This window comes from Microbacterium sp. zg-Y818 (assembly GCF_030246905.1).
GTDB lineage: Bacteria > Actinomycetota > Actinomycetes > Actinomycetales > Microbacteriaceae > Microbacterium.
The window spans coordinates 1,128,730-1,148,341 of the sequence record NZ_CP126741.1; the positions used below are offsets into that span (position 1 = coordinate 1,128,730).

The window sequence follows — 19,612 nt, forward strand, 5'->3', positions numbered from 1 at the left end:
GCGGGACGGGGGCGCGACGCGCCCGGGAGGCAGGGCGGGACGGGGGCGCGACGCGCCCGGGGTGCGCCCAAGCGACCCCGCCGGATACCGGCTCGGCCATCGGGAAGCAACCTCGTGCCCCGGGTGTTGTCGCTCACTAGGATGAAGCACGTCCCCTCGCCGCTCCGAGGATTTCGGCGCGGCGCCGACAGGAAGAAGCGAACATGGCGACATACACCCTGCCCGAGCTGCCCTACGACTACGCGGCGCTGGAGCCGCACGTCAGCGCGAAGATCATGCAGCTGCACCACGACAAGCACCACCAGGCCTATGTGACCGGCGCGAACACGGCGCTGGAGCAGCTCGCGGAGGCCCGCGAGACCGGAAACTTCGCGAACGTCAACAAGCTCGAGAAGGACCTCTCGTTCAACCTCGGCGGTCACGTCAACCACTCGATCTTCTGGACGAACATGTCGCCGGACGGCGGCGACAAGCCCGTCGGCGACCTCGCATCCGCGATCGACGACCACTTCGGCTCGTTCGACAAGTTCCAGGCGCACTTCTCCGCCGCAGCGCTCGGCGTGCAGGGGTCCGGCTGGGCGGGACTGTTCTGGGACTCGCTGGGGCAGAACCTCATCATCCAGCAGTTCTTCGACCAGCAGAACCAGCTCGCCGCCGGCACCGTGCCCCTGCTGCTGCTGGATGTCTGGGAGCACGCCTACTACCTCGACTACAGCAACGTGCGCGCCGACTACGTGAAGGCGTTCTGGAACATCGCCAACTGGGCGAATGTCGCGGATCGGTTCGCCACCGCCCGTGAGAAGACCGCCGGTCTGCTGTAGTGTCGAAGGCAGGTGAGGATGCCTGAATCCTCCCCGGAAACGGGCGGGTTCCGGCATCCTCTTCTGTCAAAGAGATCGCGTGTCTGGAGCGCCGAGCAGGCGTCGCCGGCGCGACGGAAACCGGGAGACATCGTGTCTGTCAAGATCGGCATCAACGGCTTCGGCCGCATTGGACGCAACTACCTTCGAGCCGCGCTCGCGCAGGGTGCGGACCTCGACATCGTGGCGGTGAATGACCTCACCGACAACAAGACTTTGGCGCATCTGCTGAAGTACGACTCGATCCTCGGCCGCCTCGACGCCGACGTGACGTACGACGCGGACTCGATCACCGTCGGTGACAAGAAGATCCGGGTGTTCGAGGAGCGCGACCCCGCGAACCTCCCCTGGGGCGAGCTGGGCGTCGACATCGTCATCGAGTCGACCGGCCGCTTCACCAAGGCCGACGACGCCCGCAAGCACATCGCCGGCGGCGCGAAGAAGGTGCTCATCTCGGCACCGGCCTCGGGCGAGGACGCAACGTTCGTCATCGGCGTGAACGAGGGCGACTACGACCCCGAGAAGCACCACATCATCTCGAACGCGTCGTGCACGACGAACTGCCTGGCCCCCATGGCCAAGGTGTTCAACGACCACTTCGGCATCGAGCGTGGCCTCATGACCACGGTGCACGCCTACACCGCAGACCAGAACCTGCAGGACGGCCCGCACAAGGACCTGCGTCGCGCCCGCGCCGCGGCCCTCAACATCGTTCCCACTTCGACCGGTGCCGCCAAGGCCATCGGCCTGGTGCTGCCCGAGCTCAAGGGCAAGCTCGACGGCTTCGCGCTGCGCGTGCCGGTGCCCACCGGCTCGGCCACGGACCTCACCATCCAGACGCGTGACGGTGTCACGGTCGACGAGATTAAGGCCGCGTACAAGGCTGCCGCAGAGGGCCCGCTCAAGGGCATCCTGAAGTACACCGAGGACGACATCGTCTCGAGCGACATCGTCACCGACCCGCACTCGTGCATCTTCGACGCCGGCCTCATCCGCGTGATGGGCAACCAGGTCAAGATCGTCGGCTGGTACGACAACGAGTGGGGCTACTCCAACCGCCTCGTCGACCTCACCGAGCTCGTCGCAAGCAAGCTCTGACGGCCATGGCCCTGCGCACCCTCGACTCGCTGGGTTCGCTGGCCGGCAAGCGTGTCATCGTCCGTGCTGATTTCAACGTCCCCCTCAAGGACGGCGTCATCACGGACGATGGCCGCGTGCGGGCAGCGCTTCCCACGCTGAACGAACTGATCAACCAGGGCGCGCGCGTCATCGCGTGCTCGCACCTCGGCCGGCCCGCCGGTGCCCCCGATGAGAAGTACACCCTCGCCCCCGTTGCACAGCGGCTCTCCGAGCTGCTGGGGAAGCCCGTCGCCTTCGCCCGCGACACCGTGGGCGAGTCGGCCCGCGAGGCCGTGGCGGCGCTGGAGGACGGCGACGTCGCGGTGATCGAGAACCTGCGGTTCAACGCAGGGGAGACGGCGAAGGACGAGGCCGAGCGCCGCGCCTTCGCCGAGCAGCTCGCCTCGCTCGGAGACGTGCTGGTGTCCGATGGCTTCGGCGTCGTGCACCGCAAGCAGGCCTCTGTCTACGACCTCGCGCAGATCCTGCCGTCTGCGGCCGGGTACCTGATCGAGAAGGAGGTCGACGTCCTCGACCGCCTCACCGAGAAGCCGGAGCGGCCCTACACGGTCGTCCTGGGCGGCTCGAAGGTCAGCGACAAGCTGGGCGTCATCGAGCACCTGCTGCCGCGTGTGCAGAAGCTCTGCATCGGTGGCGGGATGATGTACACCTTCCTCGCTGCGCAGGGCCACAAGGTGGGCAAGAGCCTGCTGGAAGAGGACCAGCTCGAGACGGTGCGGGGCTACCTCGCCGACGCGACGGAACGAGGCGTGGAGATCGTCCTTCCTGTGGATGCCGTCATGGCGGCATCCTTCTCCGCAGACGCCGACCACGTGGTGGCAGAGGCAGACGCGCTGGAGGACACCCCCTTCGGCGCCTCGGGAATGGGTCTGGATATCGGACCCAAGACCGCAGGGCTCTTCGCCGACGCGATCCGCAGCAGCAAGACGGTGTTCTGGAACGGCCCCATGGGCGTGTTCGAGATGGATGCCTTCGCTGCGGGCACCAAGGCGGTCGCTCAGGCGCTCACCGAGGTCGACGGCCTGTCCGTCGTCGGCGGTGGCGACTCCGCCGCGGCGGTGCGTCAGCTCGGATTCTCCGACGACCAGTTCGGTCACATCTCCACCGGCGGCGGCGCAAGCCTGGAGTTCCTCGAAGGCAAGCGTCTGCCCGGACTGGAGGTCCTCGGATGGCAGTGAACCGTACCCCGCTCATCGCGGGCAACTGGAAGATGAACCTCGATCACCTGCAGGCGATCGCGTTCGTCCAGAAGCTCGCGTGGACGCTGAAGGACGCCAAGCACGAGAACGGCAGTGTCGAGGTGGCGGTCTTCCCGCCGTACACCGACCTGCGGGCGGTGCAGACGCTGCTGGATGCCGACAAGATCGAGTTCGCGCTCGGCGCGCAGGATCTGTCGGCGCACGATTCCGGTGCGTACACGGGAGAGATCTCGGGTGCGTTCCTGTCGAAGCTCGACTGCCGGTACGTCATCATCGGCCACTCCGAGCGTCGGCAGTACCACGCCGAGAGCGACGAGGTCGTGGCATCCAAGGTCCAGGCGGCGTTGCGTCACGGGCTCGTTCCCGTGATCTGCGTCGGTGAGACCGCGGACGACCTCGAGACCCACGGCGCCAGCGCCGTGCCCGTGTCTCAGCTCAAGGAGGCATTGGACGGCGTGCCGGCGGATGCCGACATCGTCGTGGCCTACGAGCCGGTCTGGGCCATCGGCTCGGGCAAAGCCGCCACTGCGGAGCAGGCGCAGGACGTGTGCGCCAAGCTGCGCGAGGTCGTCGCGGCCAAGCTCGGCGCCGAGGCTGCGGAGCGCACGCGTGTGCTCTACGGCGGGTCGGTGAAGTCGAGCAACATCGCGAGCTTCATGCGCGAGCCCGACGTCGACGGTGCACTGGTGGGCGGGGCGAGCCTGCTGGTGGACGAGTTCGCGGCGATCATCCGGTTCCAGAAGCACGTCGGAGTGTGATCGACGACGGGTTCAGCGGCCACTCCGGCCGCTGAACCCGTCGCCGCGCCACCGCCCGCTATACTCGACCCTTGTGTGGTCCGCAGGGACCACAGCGAAAGGCTTCTACGACTGTGCCAGTTCTCGAGTTCGTCCTGCAGGTGATGCTGGGCATCACCAGCTTGCTGCTGACCCTTCTCATCCTGCTCCACAAGGGTCGTGGCGGCGGCCTGTCCGACATGTTCGGCGGGGGGATGACCTCGGCGATGGGCTCGTCCGGCCTGGCCGAACGCAACCTCAACCGCTTCACCGTCATCCTCGCGCTGGCGTGGTTCGTCTCGATCGTGGCCCTCGGCCTGATCACCAAGTTCCAGGGAATCTGACATGGCTACAGGTGGAAACGCCATCCGCGGCACGCGGGTGGGCGCAGGCCCGATGGGCGAGCAGGACCACGGGTTCCACGCGGACCGCGTGGCGGTGTCGTATTGGGACGCCCTCGGCAATGAGACGGTGCGCCATTTCGCCGCCGGCATCTCCGACGAGGAGATCCCCGACACGATCGACTCCCCGCACTCCGGCCTGCCTGCCGGTCGCGATCAGCAGAACCCGCCCGCGCTGGCCAAGCCGGAGCCCTACAAGACGCACCTGGCCTACGTGAAGGAGCGCCGCACCGACGAAGAGGCCGTGACGCTCCTCGACGACGCTCTGAAGCAGCTGCGTGAGCGCCGCGGTATGTGACGACCGCTCACGAGAGCGGAAGAAGGGGATGCCTCGCGGCATCCCCTTCTTCGTGTCCGGATCCGCCGGCTCGCCTCAGTATTCGCCGTCGATGAGCTCGGGCGGCACCTGCGCGGCAGCGGCCTCGTCGACGAAGAGCACCGTGCGCTTGCGACCCTTGGCCCCGGCGGCAGGCACGCTGTCGTAGCTTGCACCCGCGAGGGCGAGTCCGAGGGCTGCGGCCTTGTCGGCCCCGGCCAGCACCATCCACACGCGAGCGGCGGAGTTGATCACCGGACGGGTCATCGTCACCCGCTCCGGCGGCGGCTTGGGGGAGTCGCGCACGGCGACCACAGCGCGGTCGGTGATCTGGATCTCCGGGCGGTCCGGGAAGAGCGATGCGATGTGGCCGTCGGCTCCCACCCCGAGGAAGATGATCTGGAACGTGGGCCAAGCGTTTCCGGCTTCGTCGTCGGCGAAGCGCGCGAGCTCGCGCGCGTAGGCTTCGGCCGCGGCATCGAGATCGACGCCGGCGTCGGACGCGGGGATCGGGTGGATGTTCTCGGCGGGGACGTCGATGCGGGAGAACAGCTCGGTGTGCGCGGTCTTCTCGTTGCGCTCGTCGCTGTCTCGCGGGACGAACCTCTCGTCCGTCCACCAGAAGTGCACGAGAGACCAGTCGACGCTGTCGAGCTTGCGATGGCCACCCAGGGCGCGCAGCACCGAGGTGCCCATGACGCCGCCGGTCAGCGAGACGTGGGTGACCCGACCGTCGCGGGTGCGCTTGGCGAGCCGCGAGAGGAATCGCGAGGCCACGGAGCGGGCAACGTGCTCGGGGTCGGGGCGCACGACGACGCGCTTCTCGGCGAAGAACTCAGACATGCTTCTCCCCGGTCGCGGCGGGACCGAGCAACTCCCAGCCCTGGGTGATGACCCGACCATACAGGACGTCCGGATCGAGCCTGCGCAGCTCCTCGGCCAGGCATTCGCGCAGCGTGCGGCGTGGCAGGACGATGTCGTGTCCCGGCTGCTGCGGCTGGGAGAGGTGGGCGTCGGTGTGGTTGGCGCGCTCGAGCACGATGTCGCCGGAGGAGCGCGTCAGACGCACCGAGCGGATTCCGTGGTCCCACTCCTCGGGGGAGGCGTACCGCCAGGTGACGGGGACTTCGAGCTTCAGCCGCAGCCACGCGGCCAGGAGCGCCGTCGACGGCGAACTGCCGCTGCCGACGACCTCGACGTCCGTGACCGGCTCGTAGGGCGGCTGGTCGAGCACCGCGGCGAGCTGCTCGCGCCAGTGCGTGAGGCGCGTCCATGCCAGGTCGGTGTCGCCGGGGGCGTACGTTCGCGAGAGCGTCGTGAGCCGGTCGTCGGCGAAAGGCCTCGTCGACGCGTCGGTGATGCGGCGCTGGGCGATGCGGCCGATGCCGGACTCGGCGGGAACCGCCGGCGGATGGTCGGGCCACCAGGCCACGACTGGCGCATCGGGCAGCAGCAGTCCCGTGATGAGGCTGTCGGGGTTGCTCGCGGCGTCGCCGTGCGCATGCAGCACGATGACCTCACTGGCACCGGCATCGCCGCCGACGCGGATCTGCGCGTCGAGGCGCGCGTCGCCGTCAGGGTGGGTCATCAGCACGATCACCCGCATGGGGTGCTCCCGCGAGGCGTCGTTGGCGGCGTCGATCGCGTCCTCTTCGAGGCCGTGCGACGTGGCGATCACGAGCGTCAGCACGCGTCCGAGGGCGACCGCGCCGCCCTCCTCGCGCACCTTCACCAGCGAGCGGGCGACCTGGGACACCGTGGTGTCGGGCAGATCGACGATCATGGACGCCTCCAGACGCGGCCGTCGCGGGCCAGCAGTTCATCCGCCGACGGCGGCCCCCAAGAACCTGGGGAGTACTGTTCGAGGGGTCCGCGCTGTGCGGCCCAGAACTCCTCGACGGGGTCGAGGATGCGCCAGCTCAGCTCGACCTCTTCGTGGCGGGGGAACAGGGGCGGGTCGCCCAGCAGCACGTCGAGGATGAGGCGCTCGTAGGCCTCGGGGCTCGACTCGGTGAAAGCGTGGCCGTAGCCGAAGTCCATCGTGACGTCGCGCACCTCGGTGGCGGCCCCCGGAACCTTCGAGCCGAAGCGGATGGTGACGCCCTCGTCGGGCTGCACGCGGATCACCAGGGCGTTCTGCCCTTGCTCGGTGGTCTGGTTGCGCAGGAACAGGTGCTGCGGTGCGCGGTTGAAGACGACGGCGATCTCGGTGACCCGTCGCCCCAGTCGCTTTCCCGTGCGCAGGTAGAAGGGCACGCCCGCCCATCGCCGCGTGGCGATCTCGAGCTTGATCGCGGCGTAGGTCTCGGTCGTGGATGCCGGGTCCATGCCGTCCTCGTCGAGGAAGCCGGTCACCTTCTCGCCGCCCTGCCATCCACCGGCGTACTGGCCGCGTGCGGTCGCGGTGGAAAGATCCTCGGGCAGCCGCACCGCCGCGAGCACCTTCTCCTTCTCGGCACGCAGATGTGTGGCATCCAGCGAGATCGGCTCCTCCATGGCGGTGAGGGCCAGCAGCTGCAGCAGGTGGTTCTGGATGACGTCGCGGGCCGCGCCGATGCCGTCGTAGTATCCGGCACGGCCGCCCACGCCGATGTCCTCGGCCATGGTGATCTGCACGTGGTCGACGTAGTTGCGGTTCCACAGCGGCTCGAACAGCTCGTTGGCGAAGCGCAGCGCAAGGATGTTCTGCACCGTCTCCTTGCCGAGGTAGTGGTCGATGCGGAAGATCGAGTCGGCGGGGAAGGCCACTTCGAGGGCTTCGTTGAGGGAGCGCGCGCTCTGCAGGTCGCTGCCGAACGGCTTCTCGATCACGACGCGGCGCCAGCTGGTGTCGCCGGCGGACGTGTCGTCCACCAGGCCCGACGCCTTCAGCTGCTTCGCGACGAGCGGGAAGTCCTTCGGCGGGATCGACAGGTAGAACGCGTGGTTGCCCATCGTGCCGCGTTCGCGGTCGAGCGTGTGCACGGTCTCGCGCAGCCGGTTGAAGGCGTCGGCGTCGTCGAACTCGCCGGAGACGAAGCGGATGCCCTGCAGGAGCTGCTTCCACGTCTCCTCGCGGAACGGGGTGCGCGCGTGCTGCTTGACGGCGTCGTACACCACGCGGGCGAAGTCCTCGTCGGCCCAGTCGCGGCGGGCGAATCCGACGAGGGCGAATCCCGGCGGAAGCAGCCCGCGGTTGGCGAGGTCGTACACGGCGGGCATGAGCTTCTTGCGTGACAGGTCACCCGTCACGCCGAAGATGACGAGCGCGCTCGGACCGGCGATGCGGTTCAGGCGTCGGTCGTCCGGATCGCGCAGCGGGTTGTGGCCACGCGAGATCTCGACGGTCATACGTTGTTTCAGTCCTCCAGGACGGCTTCGAACAGCGTCAGCACTTCGGCCTGCGGTTCGGTGAGGGTGAGGGTGACGACGGGACGTCCGTGGGTCCCGGCGAGCACGGTGGCGTCTCCGGCGGCTTGTGCCCGGATGAGCTCGCCGAAGGTGAAGGGGCGACCCGGGATCTCCAGGTCGACTTCTCCGGCGTCGAGGATCTGCACGAAGACGCCGTTGGCGGGGCCGCCCTTGTGGTACTGCCCGGTGGAGTGCAGGAAGCGCGGACCCCAGCCGAACGTCGTGGGGCGCCCGCTGTCGGCCGCGACCATCTCGCGCAGACCCGCCAGCTGCGAAAGGTCGACCCGGTCGACATAGGCCTGCAGCGACACGTAGCCGTCGGAAGGAACGCGCGCCCAGAGCGACTCCAGAACGCCGGCAACGGTGCCCGACAGGGCGAGTGCCGGATCCGAGACGCGCACCTCCACGCCCTGCTGGACGAAGGCCGGTGCCGACGGAGCAGGGCGGACCTCGAGCATGCCGCGCGCGGCGACCTTGGCGGCTTCCACGTCGGGCTGGTCGAAGGGGTTCACGCCGAGCAGGCGGCAGGCGATCGCGGTCGCGTACTCCCACACCACCAGCTGCGCGCCGAGCGATCCGCTGACGAGGATCTCGCCCTCGTGCTGCTCGAACAGGTGGAACTCGCGGGCCTCGTCGACGAGGCGGAGGATCTGCAGGTCCGCCGGACGGGAGTCGAGCTCGGGCGAGACCGGAAGCAGGACCACCGGAAGGATGCCGGTGCCGTCCTTGCCGGTGGACTCCGCCACGAGCTGCTCGATCCAGTCCGGAAGGCCCGCGATGTGCGTGCCGTCGCTCACGAGGCCGAGCTTGTCGCGACGCGGTTCTCCGCCGGCGATGGCCGCCGCCAGCACGAGCGCCGGGTTGTCGGGACTGTCGATCGCGACCTCGAGCAGGGTGGCCTCGGCCTCGTCGAGCAGCTCGGAGATGTCGACGCCTGCGAGGCCCGTGGGAACCAGGCCGAACGCGGTGAGCGCCGAGTAGCGTCCACCGACCGTCGGGTCGGCGTGGAACACGCGGTACCCGGCGGCCTGCGAGCGCTCGTCGAGAGGCGAGCCCGGGTCGGTGACGACCACGACGTGCTCTGCGGGGTCCATCCCCACATCCAGCCATGCGGCCTCGAAGGCGCGCAGGGCCGAGTCGGTCTCGACAGTGGAGCCCGACTTCGACGAGACGACCAGCACGGTCTCGGCCAGGCCGCCGGTCTCGGCGTCACCGTCGATGGCGTCGAGCACCTGCCCGGGGGCGGTGGAATCCAGGATCACGAGGGGCCGGCCGGCCGTCTGCGCGATGACCTCGGGCGCAAGCGATGACCCGCCCATTCCGGCCAGCACGATGCGCGTCATGCCGCGTTCGGCGAATTCGTCGCGCAGGGCGGCGATCTCGGACACGAGCGGGCGGGACACGCTCACGGCCTGCACCCATCCCAGCCGACGCGAGGCCTCGGCCTCGGCCTCGGGGCCCCACAGGCTCCCGTCGCCGGCGGTGACGCCGCTGGCGACGAGATCGGCGATGAGCCCAGGGAGGGTGCGCTCCACCGCGGCCTTCGCGTGCCCGGTGACCCGGATGTCGAAGGTCATGCGTTGGCCTTGGCCCCTTCGAGAGCCTCGGTGACGGTGCCCTGCAGGTCGTGCCACGAGGCGATGAACTTGTCGACGCCCTCGTCCTCGAGCAGCTGCGTGACCTCGACGAGGTCGATGCCGAGCCGGTCGAGGTCGGCGAAGACCTTGCGCGCGGCCGCGTAGGTGCCGCTGATGCTGTCGCCGATGATCTGACCGTGGTCGAAGGTGGCCTCGAGTGTCTTCTCCGGCATCGTGTTGACGGTGCCGGGCGCGACGAGCTCCGTGACGTAGAGCGTGTCGGGCAGCTTCGGGTCCTTGACGCCCGTGGATGCCCAGAGCGGCCGCTGCACATTGGCGCCGATCTTGACGAGGTCGGCCGCGCGCTTCTCCGCGAACTTCTGCTCGAAGAGCTCGTACGCGAGGCGTGCGTTGGCGACGCCCGCGAGCGACATGAGCCCCTCGGCCTCGCCGGTGCCCACGGCCTCGAGACGCTTGTTGATCTCGGTGTCGACCCGCGAGACGAAGAACGATGCGACGGAGTGGATGTGCGACAGGTCGAAGTCGCCGGCGTGCGCCCGCTCCAAGCCTTCGAGGTACGCGTCGATGACCTCGGCGTACCGCTCCAGCGAGAAGATCAGCGTGACGTTGACCGAGATGCCCGCGGCGATGACCTCGGTGATCGCGGGAAGGCCGGCCTTGGTGGCGGGGATCTTGATCAGCACGTTGGGCCGGTCGACCGCGGCCGCGAGCTCCTTCGCCTGGGCGACGGTCGCCGCGGTGTCATGTGCGAGGTCGGGGGAGACCTCGATCGACACCCGGCCGTCGACACCCTTGGTGGCGTCGTAGATGGGGCGGAAGATGTCGCACGCGCTCTGCACATCGGTGGTGGTCAGCGAGAAGATCGTGTCGTCCGTCGACGCACCCTTCGCCGCCTGGGCGGCGATGGCCTCTTCGTAGCCGATGCCCGCAGAGATCGCGCCCTGGAAGATCGTGGGGTTGGTGGTCACCCCGACGACGTTGCGGGTGTCGATCAGCTGCTGCAGGTTGCCGGTCGTGATGCGCTGGCGGGAGAGGTCGTCGAGCCAGATGCTGACTCCGGCGTCGGACAGGGCCTGGGTGGGGCTGGGAGTGGTCATGCGTTGGCCTCCTTGAGAGTCTCGCGTGCCGCTTCCACGACCGCGTCGGCGGTGATGCCGAACTTCTGGAACAGGGTCTTGTAGTCGGCCGATGCGCCGAAGTGGTCGATCGCGACGGAGCGGCCGGCGTCGCCGACGATGCCGTGCCACGTCAGCGGGGAGCCGGCCTCGACCGACACCCGCGCCTTCACGGCGGCAGGGAGGACCTGCTCGCGGTAGGCGGCATCCTGCTCGGCGAACCACTCCAGCGACGGCGCCGACACCACGCGGGCGTTGACGCCCTCCGCCGCGAGCGTCTCGCGGGCGGCGACGGCCAGCTGCACCTCGGAGCCGGTGGCGATGAGGATGACGTCGGGCGTGCCCCCGGGCGCCTCGGCCAGGATGTAGGCGCCCTTGGCGACGTTGTCGGCCGAGGCGAGCACATCGCCGTCGGCCTCACCCGTGCCGCGTTCGAAGACGGGGATGTTCTGGCGGGTCAGCGCGATGCCAGTGGGGCCGTCCTGGCGGCGGAGGATCTCGAGCCACGCGGCCGCCGTCTCGTTGGCGTCGGCGGGGCGCACCACGGTGAAGTTCGGGATGGCGCGCAGCGTCGCCAGCTGCTCGATCGGCTGGTGGGTGGGGCCGTCCTCGCCGAGGGCGACGGAGTCGTGCGTCCAGACGAAGACCGACGGGATGTTCATCAGTGCCGCCAGGCGCACCGCAGGACGCATGTAGTCGCTGAAGATGAGGAAGGTGCCGCCGAACGGGCGGGTGGGACCGTGCAGCTTGATGCCGTTGACGATCGCGCCCATGGCGTGCTCGCGGATGCCGAAGTGCAGCACCCGGCCGTAGGGGGAGCCCGACCACTCGTGCGTTGACCACTGTGCCGGGATGAAGCTCTTGGCGTTCTTGATGGTGGTCAGGTTCGACTCGGCGAGGTCGGCGGAGCCGCCCCACAGCTCGGGAAGCTGCTCGGCGAGGGCGTTGATGACGACACCTGAGGCTGCGCGGGTCGAGACTTCCTTGCCCGCCTCGAACGACGGCAGCGCGTCGGCGATGTCCGCCGGCAGCTCACCGGCTTCGAGCCGGTCGAGCAGCGCCTTGCGCTCGGGGTTGGCTTCGGCCCAGGCGTCGAAGGCCTGCTGCCACTCGGCGCGGGCGGGCGCGGCGCGCTCGGCCAGCGCGCGGGTGTGCGCGATGACGTCGTCGGCGACCTCGAACGTCTTCTCGGGGTCGAAGCCGAGCACCTTCTTCGTCGCGGCCAGCTCGTCGGCGCCGAGGGCGGAGCCGTGGATCTTGCCGGAGTTCTGCTTGCCGGGGGAGGGCCAGCCGATGATGGTCTTGAGGATGATGAGCGACGGCTTGTCGGTCTCGCCCTTGGCCGCCTCGATGGCGGCGAACAGCTCGGCGACGTCCTCGACATACTCGCCGGTGCGCTTCCAGTCCACCGTCTGCACGTGCCAGCCGTAGGCCTCGTAGCGTGCGGCGACGTCTTCGGTGAAGGCGACGTTGGTGTCGTCCTCGATCGAGATCTGGTTGGAATCGTAGATGGCGATCAGGTTGCCCAGCTGCTGGTGACCGGCGAGCGAAGACGCCTCGCTGGTGACGCCCTCCTGCAGGTCGCCGTCACCGGCGATGACGTAGATGTCGTGGTCGAACGGGGACTGCCCTGCCGGGGTCTCCGGGTCGAACAGGCCGCGCTCGTAGCGGGCGGCATAGGCGAAGCCGACGGCGGATGCCAGCCCCTGGCCGAGAGGCCCGGTGGTGATCTCCACGCCGTCGGTGTGACCGTACTCGGGGTGGCCTGGGGTCTTCGAGCCCCACGTGCGCAGCGCCTTGAGGTCATCGAGCTCGAGCCCGAAGCCGCCGAGGTACAGCTGCACGTACTGGGTGAGCGACGAGTGTCCGGCCGAGAGGATGAAGCGGTCGCGGCCGAGCCAGTGAGTGTCGGTCGGGTCGTGCCGCATGACCTTCTGGTACAGCAGGTATGCCGCCGGTGCGAGACTCATCGCGGTGCCGGGGTGGCCGTTGCCGACCTTCTCGACGGCATCGGCTGCCAGCACTCGAGCGGTGTCCACCGCGCGCCGGTCGATCTCTTCCCACTGCAACTCCGACACTAGGTCGCCTTTCTCGAGGGAGTGCGCCGTGTCGGGGCGGTCCGCAGCCCTCGTTCGCAAGGGGTGACGGGGGCCCGTGGACACCGGCGCGCGTGTGGGTTCAGCATAGCGAAGCGGGGTACCTGGGAGGGCGGGGTTGTGGCTGTGTGACGATGCCGGCCCGGCTCGCCCGGCGAAGGTCATGGCCTAGACTGAGGAAGCAATGGGCGCGGCGATAGCGGGGAAAATGGACATCACGACGACGTCGGGCAGTGTGCAGGCGGCGGCCCCCTCCTTCGGACGCACCGTCCGCGCCTACGTTGCGCTGACGAAGCCCCGCGTGCTCGAGCTGCTTCTGGTGACCACCGTGCCGGTGATGATCCTCGCGCAGGGCGGGTTCCCCAACGTCTGGCTGGTGCTCGCCACCGTTGTCGGCGGCTCGATGAGCGCCGGGTCCGCGGCGGCGTTCAACATGTATCTCGACCGCGACATCGACGCGCACATGAAGCGCACCGCCGGTCGTCCCATCGTCACCGGCGAGGTGTCGCCCCGTGGGGCGCTCATCTTCTCGTGGGTGCTGGCCGTGGCATCCACCCTCTGGCTGCTCGCGACGACCAATTGGGTCGCGGCCGCGCTGTCGGTGGGGGCCATCTTCTTCTACGTCGTGATCTACACGATGATCCTCAAGCGCCGCACCGAGCAGAACATCGTGTGGGGCGGTATCGCCGGTTGCTTCCCGGTGCTCATCGGCTGGTCCGCCGTCACCGGTTCGCTGTCGTGGAGCGCGTTCATCCTCTTCGCGCTGGTGTTCCTGTGGACGCCGCCGCACTACTGGCCCCTGTCGATGAAGTACAAGGGCGATTACGCCGAGGTCGACGTGCCCATGCTGGGCGCCACGCGCAACGGCTCGCAGGTCGGCCTGCAGGTCATCCTCTACGCCTGGGCCACCGTCGCGTGCTCGCTGCTGCTGGTGCCGGTCGCCGGCATGGGCCTGCTCTACACCGTGTCCGCCCTCGTCTTCGGCGGCTGGTTCGTGTACGAATCGCACGTGCTCTACAACCGTGCGGTGCGCGGGACCGAGCCCAAGCCGATGCGCGTGTTCCACGCGTCGATCACTTATCTGACGCTGCTGTTCCTCGCGATCGCCGTCGACCCGCTGTTGCCCTTCTGAGCGTCGGTCGGTCGGCCCTGCTCACGGGCGCGGCCCGGCGATGTCGGCGGAGCCGGCGGCCTGCGGCTTCGTGATGGCGGGTGCCTCGTCGGCGGTACCCGCCGTCGTACGGGTCGTCTCCGGCAGCCGACTCGTCGTCTGAACCGGCGTGAATGCACCGCGCGTGGCGGACTCGTCGTCCGCGTCGCCCGGCTCGGAGATGGATGCTGCGACGGAGGCGGCATCCGACGCGGGTACGATCGCCCGCATCGACGCGACGGTGAGCGCGAGCGCCAGGCCAAGGAGTCCGGTTGCCACCAGGATGCCGCCGACCACGGCCTCGACCTGGCCGACGTAGACCTCGACGCCGGTCGCGGTCCCGGCGGTCAGCGCGGTGGCCATGACGGTGAGGCGGTCGAACAGCAAGACCGCACCGGCGACGGCAGTGGCGAGCGATCCGATGACCAGGATCCAGAACGGGATGCTGCGGACGAGGCGGGGGCGAGAGGTCATGGTGCTCCTTGCTGGGGGCGCGGCTGATGCCGCGAAGGGGTGCCCAGCCTGCGCCCCTTACCCGGACAGAACCGGGGAGTGCGCTATGCGTGCGCTATGCGACCGGCGGCGGCGAAGGCCCCGAGGAGCGCTTCGACTCCTCGGGGCCTTCTCGTCCGGTCTGTGCCGCCTGCCATCGCCAGGGCAGCCGGCCCAGCCGCGGGCGCGGGCTGTTCAGCCGCTGTGGCCGTCGCCGACGCGGGCGGCGCGCCGCCGGGCGACGAGCGTCAGCCCGAGGCCGAGCGCGCCTGCACCGGCGAGCGCGACGGGCACTGCGGTGCCGGAACCACCCGTGTACGCCAGCGTGGCCGGCGCGGCGCACTCGACGGCGGGGTGGTGCACCTCCCTGGTCACGGCCGGGGTCGCGGGGGTACCGGGGACGCCGGGAACGGCGGGCCGGTATTCCTGCGTGATGACCTTGACCTCCTCGGTCACGGCCGGGTGCTCCACGGTGTGGGTCTCGGCGGGGTGCTCCACGGTGTGGGTCTCGGCCGGGTGCTCCACGGTGTGGGTCTCGGCGGGGTGCTCCACGGTGTGGGTCTCGGCCGGGTGGTGCACCGTCGTGGTGACGGCTTCGAGGTAGAACCAGTCGCCGTTGCCTGAGCCGCCGTGGGAGCGGTAGTACGCCCCCTCGTGGCCCACGCCGTGCGGGTCGCCCTGCACATTCGGCTGCCAGTCAGCGCCCGGGAATGCCGGCGGGTCATCGGAGGCGTGCGGGCCGCCGGTCCACGAGTAGCGCTGCCAGTGGTCGAACACCTCCTCGTCCCAGGCTTCCTTGTCGACGACGGTTTCGGTCCAGGCCTCCTTGTCGACGACGGTTTCGGTCCAGGCCTCCTTGTCGACGACGGTTTCGGTCCAGGCCTCCTTGTCGACGACGGTTTCGGTCCAGGCCTCCTGGACGACGCGGGTCTCCGTGTGGCTCACCTCGGGGACCTCGGCTACACCGGGGATCTCGGCGACGGCGGGCACCGCGGGGGTCACGAGGACCGTCTCGGTCCAGGCAGCCCGCGGAACGCACGTGGCGTCTGCGGCCTGCGCTGCGGACGCGCCGAGCATCAGCGGGCTCGCAGCGATGGCGAGCGCCGCAATGGCGCTCGCGACCTGCTTTCTCACCGCAACTCCTTTCTGTCGTGATGGGTGGGGTCAGCCCGCGGGCACTGCCCGCGGGACGTGTCAGGGCTCCGTTCGCGCTTCGCGGCGCATCCGCAGGACACGGCCGATCGAGAGCGTGGCGAGCCCGGCGACGAACAGGGTCCAGCCCGCCACCCAGGTGTGGGCGACGGCGGCGCCGGACGTGGCGAGCACACCGGCGGCGCTGCTGTTGAGCTGGTACATGGAGAGGTCCTTCCGCAAGAGCGGGGGTCCCGCTCAGCTCGAGGGGACGAAGAGGGGGGTCTCGTGCGCGGCGACGTGGTTCCAGTCGGTGTCATGGCGCAGCAGCGCCAGCGCGACGGCGTGCACGAACGCCGCCTGCAGGGCGATGTCGCAGACGCATTCGTCGGGTGCGACCATCCGCCAGCCGCACGTCTTGAGGGCCAGGGTCAGCTCGGAATCCTCGGTGATGGCACCGCGGTCGTAGACGTCCCCGCGGGTACCTGGCAGAAGATCACCTCGTGCGGCGGCGACATCGCGCAGCGCGGCGGTGCGGAACATCGACGCGGTGCCGGTGACGACGCTCACCCGTCCGGTGGCGCGGATCTGGGTGCCGTAGCGGACGTACTCGTTCGCCTGGAACTGCTGCAGCACGCTCAGTGGGCGCTCGCCGACGAAGATCCCGCTCACTGCGCCGAGTGCGGCGTCAGCGGTCAGCGCGGCCATGGCCACCTCGATGAACTGCGGGTCCAGGCGCGTGTCGGCATCGACGACGAGGACGAAGGGCGGTGCGTCGCCGCCCAGCGCTGCGAGCGCCTGATTGAGCGCACCGGCCTTGCGGTCGGTGTTGTCACGGGTCACCATGACGTCGGCCCCGTGGGCGGCGGCGACGTACCCGGTGGCATCCGTGCAGTTGTCGGCGACGACGATCACACGTCGCGGTACCGCCGTCTGCCGTGACAGGGCGTCGAGCGTCTCGGCGATGGCGTCGGCTTCGTTGTGCGCGGGGATGATCACCGCGAGTTCCCTCGCGCGCACGACGCGCCGCGAAGGCAGGCTGGACCGTACGGTCGCGCTCATGGCGGACCACCCTTTCTCGCCGGTGGGACGGCGCTCGACCCGGCCGTCGGAGCGGGCGGCCACGCGGCGGCACCGGTGCGGTCCCGCGGTCACTCAGTCCACTCCCGCGGCGGGGTGCACAGACGACCGCGCAAGCGACTTGAGCATCGCGCCGGGCGCGGTCCAGCACGCGGGCAGGCCCGTCTGAGCACGCCGGCTGCGCGCGTGAGTATCAGGCGTGAGTCGCGCGGGCGAGGATGCTGCCGGTCAGACGAGGCCGACGAGGTCTTCGCGGGTGTTCACGCCGAGCTTGCGGAAGACCCGGTAGAGGTGGTTGTCGATCGTCCGCTCGCTGACGACCAGCCGCTCGGCGACCTCCCGATTGGTGCTGCCGGCGGCGATGAGGTGGGCCACCTCCCGCTCGCGCGGTGTCAGCACGGATGCCGGGTCGAGCCGTGCCGACAGCACGAGCGACAGGTCATCGCCCGCCGCGTGCACGGCCCGGCGCAGCCGAAGCGATTCGCGCGACGCGTCCTCCGCTCGACCCTCCTGACGCAGATAGCGCACCGCCATCGCGTGCGCGCGGGTGCCGAACAGCACCAGTTCCGTGTCGCGGAGGGTGTCCGCGGCGGCGAGCAGCCTCTCGGGCGAATGGGCGCAGGCGCCCTCGAGGAACGCACCCAGCGCCGGCATCACCGAGCCCTGGCTCGCGAAGGCCACCTGGGCGGTGCGCGCCGAGCGCTCGCCGTCGACGTGCAGCTCGAGCAGACGCACTCCTTCGAACACGGCGGCGAGAAGGTATCCCTCGTCGATGAGCGTGGTGACCTCCTGCCAGGCGGCGGTCGTCGCCTCGGCGGCAGGCACGCCCCGTGCGAGGGCGAGCGCAGCTGCCGACGCCGCGGAGCTCATGTACGGGAACGGACCGCCGCTCAGGCCGAGCGCGTCGAGCTGGACGATCATGTCGTGCGCGCTGTCGAACGCTCCCTCCCACAGGGAGAGGCCCGCGCTGATGGAGAGCAGACCGGCCCGGGAGTCTGGAGCGAGCACGGCGGGCGCGTTGACCGCGAACACGCTCGTCAGGTGGTCGCGCAGCGTGGCCATCCGACCCTGCAGGAACAGCCCGAGCGCCACGACATACGCGTGGGGCTCGACACTGGTGCGATCGAGGGTGCCGCGGGCGAGGTCGAGTTGGCGCTGCGACCGCTGCACGGCGCCGGCGATGTCACCGTCGCAGAGCTGGGCGAGCGGGATGACCGAGTAAGGGTCGCGGCGGAGCGGATCGGCGGGGGAGAGGTCGGCGAAATCGGCCACCGCGTCGCTCGTGCGCCCGCCGCTGAGCAGCACCTCGCCGCGCACGAGACGCACGATGTCCACGGCGTGCCAGCGCGGCAGCCCTGTCGTCTGCATCGGCCGGGACAGTCGGCGCACCTCCTCGATCTCGGCCGGCTGCGGGGAGGCGGGCAATTCGGCGGTTCCGAGCCCTGGGATCATCAGGCGCAGGTGCTGCTCGACCGCCGAGACCGCGGCGCCCGAACCGGGGATCTCTCGGGTCGTCTCCGCCAGCAGCGCCATCGCGCGGTGCGGCTCGCGACGACTCGTCGCGCGGTACACCACCTCCCACAGGCGCAGCCGGAGGGCGTCCCGGTCCGCGGGGAGCTGCGCGGTGCTCGCAGCCGCGAGCACGGCGTCGATCTCGTGGTTGTCCGCGCCGTCGTCGACGAGCGCCTGGACGTAGGCCACCGCCGTGACCGCCGTGCGCTGCGCGCGCCATTGTGCACGCGTCTCGGTGACGCGCCGGGCGGATTCCTCCCCCAGTACGCGACCGAGGATCGCGGCGGCCTCGGGCGACGACGACCAGCGATTCGGCGCGTGCAGGGGCGGCCGCACGGTCTCACCAGGCAGCGCGGCGGCGTCACGGGTCTGCGGTCGCGCCTCGGCGATGCGGGCGGCCGCCGCGCGGCCGCGCGCGGCGGGCGCGCGGTGTCGCAGATGGTCCTCCAGGACCGGAGGGAACAGCGCGACCACCGGCCCGCGGTCGTCGTCGACGAAGCGGAGCAGGCCGCGGTCGTCCAGGGAGGTCAGGGTCGACCACGGCAGCAGGCGCAGCACCGTCGCGAGCTCGGCGGGTCCCAGCTCGGCGAGCAGCCAGCATCCCTCACGCTCGGTGTCGGAGAGCCCTTCGACGAGCTTCACGAGTGTGGCGGCGAGCGCTCTGCTCCAGAGGTCGCGCTCCGCCGACCAGCGCTCCCCGCGCTGCACCAGCCGCCCGGCCTGCCGGGCGGTGACGGTGATGGCGCGGGCGATGCCGGGCAATCCTCCCGACAGGGCGTACACACGCCCCGCGGCATCGGCGTCGACATCGCCGCCGAGGGTGTCCGAAACGAGACGATGGATCGCCTCGAACGATGCAGGCGGCATCCACAGTGCCGTCGCCTCCTGGCGGGCCAAGAGCCTGTCGACGACGGTCGACCCGGGGTAGGGCGGGCGCATGGCGATGACGACGGTGACAGCGGGGTCGTCGGCCGCGGCGGCGAGCGCCGTCGCCGACGTGTCGTCCAGGCGGTCGCCGTCCTCGACGAGCAGCAGCGTCGGCACGGCTCCCGACGGCGCCAGGGCCTGCGCGGAGCTCAGCGTGGTCAGTCCGCCGGCGCCGCCAGGCCCGTGCACACCGGAGAGGGCTAGCGATTCGAGGGGTCTTCCCGAGACGCCGTGTCCCGTGACGGTGCGCACCGCCCACTCCTCCTGTTCGAAGAGGCCGCGCAGCGCTCGCAGCACGTCGCGGCGTCCCGAGCCGGGAAGGCCCACGAGCACGACGCAGATGCCGGCGCGAACGGACTCGGCGATCGTGCCGACCAGCCCAGAGCTCGGAGAGGGCGTCGCCATGCCCCCACTATGGTCGGCGGCGTC

18 protein-coding genes are annotated in these 19,612 nt (G+C 70.0%); 7 read left to right on the forward strand and 11 right to left on the reverse strand.

Annotated features, from left to right (window positions below):
* The first annotated feature begins 203 nt into the window (after nucleotides 1–203).
* The 6 genes from QNO21_RS05120 to QNO21_RS05145 all read left to right on the forward strand — a co-directional run bounded on the left by QNO21_RS05120 (nucleotide 204) and on the right by QNO21_RS05145 (nucleotide 4,674).
* Nucleotides 204–821, forward strand: coding sequence for a superoxide dismutase (locus tag QNO21_RS05120; RefSeq protein WP_257518773.1), 618 nt, complete (start codon nucleotides 204–206; stop codon nucleotides 819–821).
* A 132-nt stretch (nucleotides 822–953) separates the two neighbouring features.
* A complete protein-coding gene (gene gap, locus QNO21_RS05125) occupies nucleotides 954–1,958 on the forward strand; it encodes a type I glyceraldehyde-3-phosphate dehydrogenase (protein WP_257516865.1) in 1,005 nt (334 codons plus the stop codon).
* Nucleotides 1,959–1,963: 5 nt separating this feature from the next.
* The gene (locus QNO21_RS05130; RefSeq protein ID WP_257516866.1) at nucleotides 1,964–3,178 is read left to right on the forward strand and encodes a phosphoglycerate kinase; all 1,215 of its coding nucleotides are present in this window, start codon (nucleotides 1,964–1,966) and stop codon (nucleotides 3,176–3,178) included.
* The gene (tpiA, locus tag QNO21_RS05135; RefSeq protein WP_257516867.1) at nucleotides 3,169–3,957 is read left to right on the forward strand and encodes a triose-phosphate isomerase; all 789 of its coding nucleotides are present in this window, start codon (nucleotides 3,169–3,171) and stop codon (nucleotides 3,955–3,957) included. The genes QNO21_RS05130 and tpiA overlap by 10 nt, the downstream gene beginning before the upstream one ends.
* Before the next feature lie 143 nt (nucleotides 3,958–4,100).
* Nucleotides 4,101–4,319 (forward strand): preprotein translocase subunit SecG, encoded by a 219-nt coding sequence (gene secG, locus QNO21_RS05140; RefSeq protein WP_306813406.1) that lies wholly within the window; start codon nucleotides 4,101–4,103, stop codon nucleotides 4,317–4,319.
* 1 nt (nucleotide 4,320) lies between these two features.
* The gene (locus QNO21_RS05145) at nucleotides 4,321–4,674 is read left to right on the forward strand and encodes an RNA polymerase-binding protein RbpA (RefSeq protein WP_257517364.1); all 354 of its coding nucleotides are present in this window, start codon (nucleotides 4,321–4,323) and stop codon (nucleotides 4,672–4,674) included.
* A 75-nt stretch (nucleotides 4,675–4,749) separates the two neighbouring features.
* Here the strand turns inward: QNO21_RS05145 and pgl are convergent, their stop codons facing one another.
* From pgl to tkt, 6 genes are read right to left on the reverse strand one after another with little or no spacing between them, the layout of a single operon-like run.
* Nucleotides 4,750–5,535, reverse strand: coding sequence for a 6-phosphogluconolactonase (pgl, locus tag QNO21_RS05150; RefSeq protein ID WP_257517365.1), 786 nt, complete (start codon nucleotides 5,533–5,535; stop codon nucleotides 4,750–4,752).
* The gene (locus tag QNO21_RS05155) at nucleotides 5,528–6,475 is read right to left on the reverse strand and encodes a glucose-6-phosphate dehydrogenase assembly protein OpcA (RefSeq protein WP_257518774.1); all 948 of its coding nucleotides are present in this window, start codon (nucleotides 6,473–6,475) and stop codon (nucleotides 5,528–5,530) included. The genes pgl and QNO21_RS05155 overlap by 8 nt, the downstream gene beginning before the upstream one ends.
* A complete protein-coding gene (gene zwf / locus QNO21_RS05160) occupies nucleotides 6,472–8,022 on the reverse strand; it encodes a glucose-6-phosphate dehydrogenase (protein ID WP_257518775.1) in 1,551 nt (516 codons plus the stop codon). Before zwf ends, QNO21_RS05155 begins: the two co-directional genes overlap by 4 nt.
* Nucleotides 8,023–8,030: 8 nt before the next feature.
* Nucleotides 8,031–9,659: a glucose-6-phosphate isomerase gene (locus QNO21_RS05165; protein WP_257518776.1), complete on the reverse strand. Its 1,629-nt coding sequence runs from the start codon at nucleotides 9,657–9,659 to the stop codon at nucleotides 8,031–8,033.
* Complete coding sequence (tal, locus tag QNO21_RS05170; RefSeq protein WP_257518777.1) at nucleotides 9,656–10,777, reverse strand: transaldolase; 1,122 nt, start codon at nucleotides 10,775–10,777, stop codon at nucleotides 9,656–9,658. The genes QNO21_RS05165 and tal overlap by 4 nt, the downstream gene beginning before the upstream one ends.
* Nucleotides 10,774–12,873 (reverse strand): transketolase, encoded by a 2,100-nt coding sequence (gene tkt, locus QNO21_RS05175; protein WP_257518778.1) that lies wholly within the window; start codon nucleotides 12,871–12,873, stop codon nucleotides 10,774–10,776. Before tkt ends, tal begins: the two co-directional genes overlap by 4 nt.
* A 226-nt stretch (nucleotides 12,874–13,099) precedes the next feature.
* Here tkt and QNO21_RS05180 point away from each other — a divergent pair, with 226 nt between their 5' ends.
* Nucleotides 13,100–14,023, forward strand: coding sequence for a heme o synthase (locus QNO21_RS05180; protein WP_257518779.1), 924 nt, complete (start codon nucleotides 13,100–13,102; stop codon nucleotides 14,021–14,023).
* Nucleotides 14,024–14,044: 21 nt separating this feature from the next.
* Here the strand turns inward: QNO21_RS05180 and QNO21_RS05185 are convergent, their stop codons facing one another.
* The 5 genes from QNO21_RS05185 to QNO21_RS05205 all read right to left on the reverse strand — a co-directional run bounded on the left by QNO21_RS05185 (nucleotide 14,045) and on the right by QNO21_RS05205 (nucleotide 19,588).
* Nucleotides 14,045–14,515: a dinucleotide-utilizing enzyme gene (locus QNO21_RS05185; protein WP_257518780.1), complete on the reverse strand. Its 471-nt coding sequence runs from the start codon at nucleotides 14,513–14,515 to the stop codon at nucleotides 14,045–14,047.
* A 213-nt stretch (nucleotides 14,516–14,728) separates the two neighbouring features.
* Nucleotides 14,729–15,667 (reverse strand): hypothetical protein, encoded by a 939-nt coding sequence (locus QNO21_RS05190; RefSeq protein ID WP_257518781.1) that lies wholly within the window; start codon nucleotides 15,665–15,667, stop codon nucleotides 14,729–14,731.
* 60 nt (nucleotides 15,668–15,727) lie between these two features.
* Nucleotides 15,728–15,889: a hypothetical protein gene (locus QNO21_RS05195; protein WP_257518782.1), complete on the reverse strand. Its 162-nt coding sequence runs from the start codon at nucleotides 15,887–15,889 to the stop codon at nucleotides 15,728–15,730.
* Nucleotides 15,890–15,922: 33 nt separating this feature from the next.
* The gene (locus tag QNO21_RS05200; protein ID WP_257518783.1) at nucleotides 15,923–16,726 is read right to left on the reverse strand and encodes a glycosyltransferase family 2 protein; all 804 of its coding nucleotides are present in this window, start codon (nucleotides 16,724–16,726) and stop codon (nucleotides 15,923–15,925) included.
* 246 nt (nucleotides 16,727–16,972) lie between these two features.
* A complete protein-coding gene (locus tag QNO21_RS05205; RefSeq protein ID WP_257518784.1) occupies nucleotides 16,973–19,588 on the reverse strand; it encodes a helix-turn-helix transcriptional regulator in 2,616 nt (871 codons plus the stop codon).
* Nucleotides 19,589–19,612: the final 24 nt, after the last annotated feature.

Excerpts from the sequence above, each read along its gene's own strand:
- QNO21_RS05195 (WP_257518782.1), bottom strand. The coding sequence starts at position 15,889 with ATGTACCAGCTCAACAGCAGCGCCGCCGGTGTGCTCGCCACGTCCGGC.
- QNO21_RS05205 (WP_257518784.1), bottom strand. The coding sequence starts at position 19,588 with ATGGCGACGCCCTCTCCGAGCTCTGGGCTGGTCGGCACGATCGCCGAG.
- QNO21_RS05120 (WP_257518773.1), top strand. The coding sequence starts at position 204 with ATGGCGACATACACCCTGCCCGAGCTGCCCTACGACTACGCGGCGCTG.
- QNO21_RS05180 (WP_257518779.1), top strand. The coding sequence starts at position 13,100 with ATGGACATCACGACGACGTCGGGCAGTGTGCAGGCGGCGGCCCCCTCC.
- tpiA (WP_257516867.1), top strand. The coding sequence starts at position 3,169 with ATGGCAGTGAACCGTACCCCGCTCATCGCGGGCAACTGGAAGATGAAC.
- QNO21_RS05165 (WP_257518776.1), bottom strand. The coding sequence starts at position 9,659 with ATGACCTTCGACATCCGGGTCACCGGGCACGCGAAGGCCGCGGTGGAG.
- QNO21_RS05200 (WP_257518783.1), bottom strand. The coding sequence starts at position 16,726 with ATGAGCGCGACCGTACGGTCCAGCCTGCCTTCGCGGCGCGTCGTGCGC.
- tal (WP_257518777.1), bottom strand. The coding sequence starts at position 10,777 with ATGACCACTCCCAGCCCCACCCAGGCCCTGTCCGACGCCGGAGTCAGC.
- QNO21_RS05145 (WP_257517364.1), top strand. The coding sequence starts at position 4,321 with ATGGCTACAGGTGGAAACGCCATCCGCGGCACGCGGGTGGGCGCAGGC.
- zwf (WP_257518775.1), bottom strand. The coding sequence starts at position 8,022 with ATGACCGTCGAGATCTCGCGTGGCCACAACCCGCTGCGCGATCCGGAC.
- secG (WP_306813406.1), top strand. The coding sequence starts at position 4,101 with ATGCTGGGCATCACCAGCTTGCTGCTGACCCTTCTCATCCTGCTCCAC.
- pgl (WP_257517365.1), bottom strand. The coding sequence starts at position 5,535 with ATGTCTGAGTTCTTCGCCGAGAAGCGCGTCGTCGTGCGCCCCGACCCC.
- QNO21_RS05185 (WP_257518780.1), bottom strand. The coding sequence starts at position 14,515 with ATGACCTCTCGCCCCCGCCTCGTCCGCAGCATCCCGTTCTGGATCCTG.
- QNO21_RS05130 (WP_257516866.1), top strand. The coding sequence starts at position 1,964 with ATGGCCCTGCGCACCCTCGACTCGCTGGGTTCGCTGGCCGGCAAGCGT.
- QNO21_RS05155 (WP_257518774.1), bottom strand. The coding sequence starts at position 6,475 with ATGATCGTCGATCTGCCCGACACCACGGTGTCCCAGGTCGCCCGCTCG.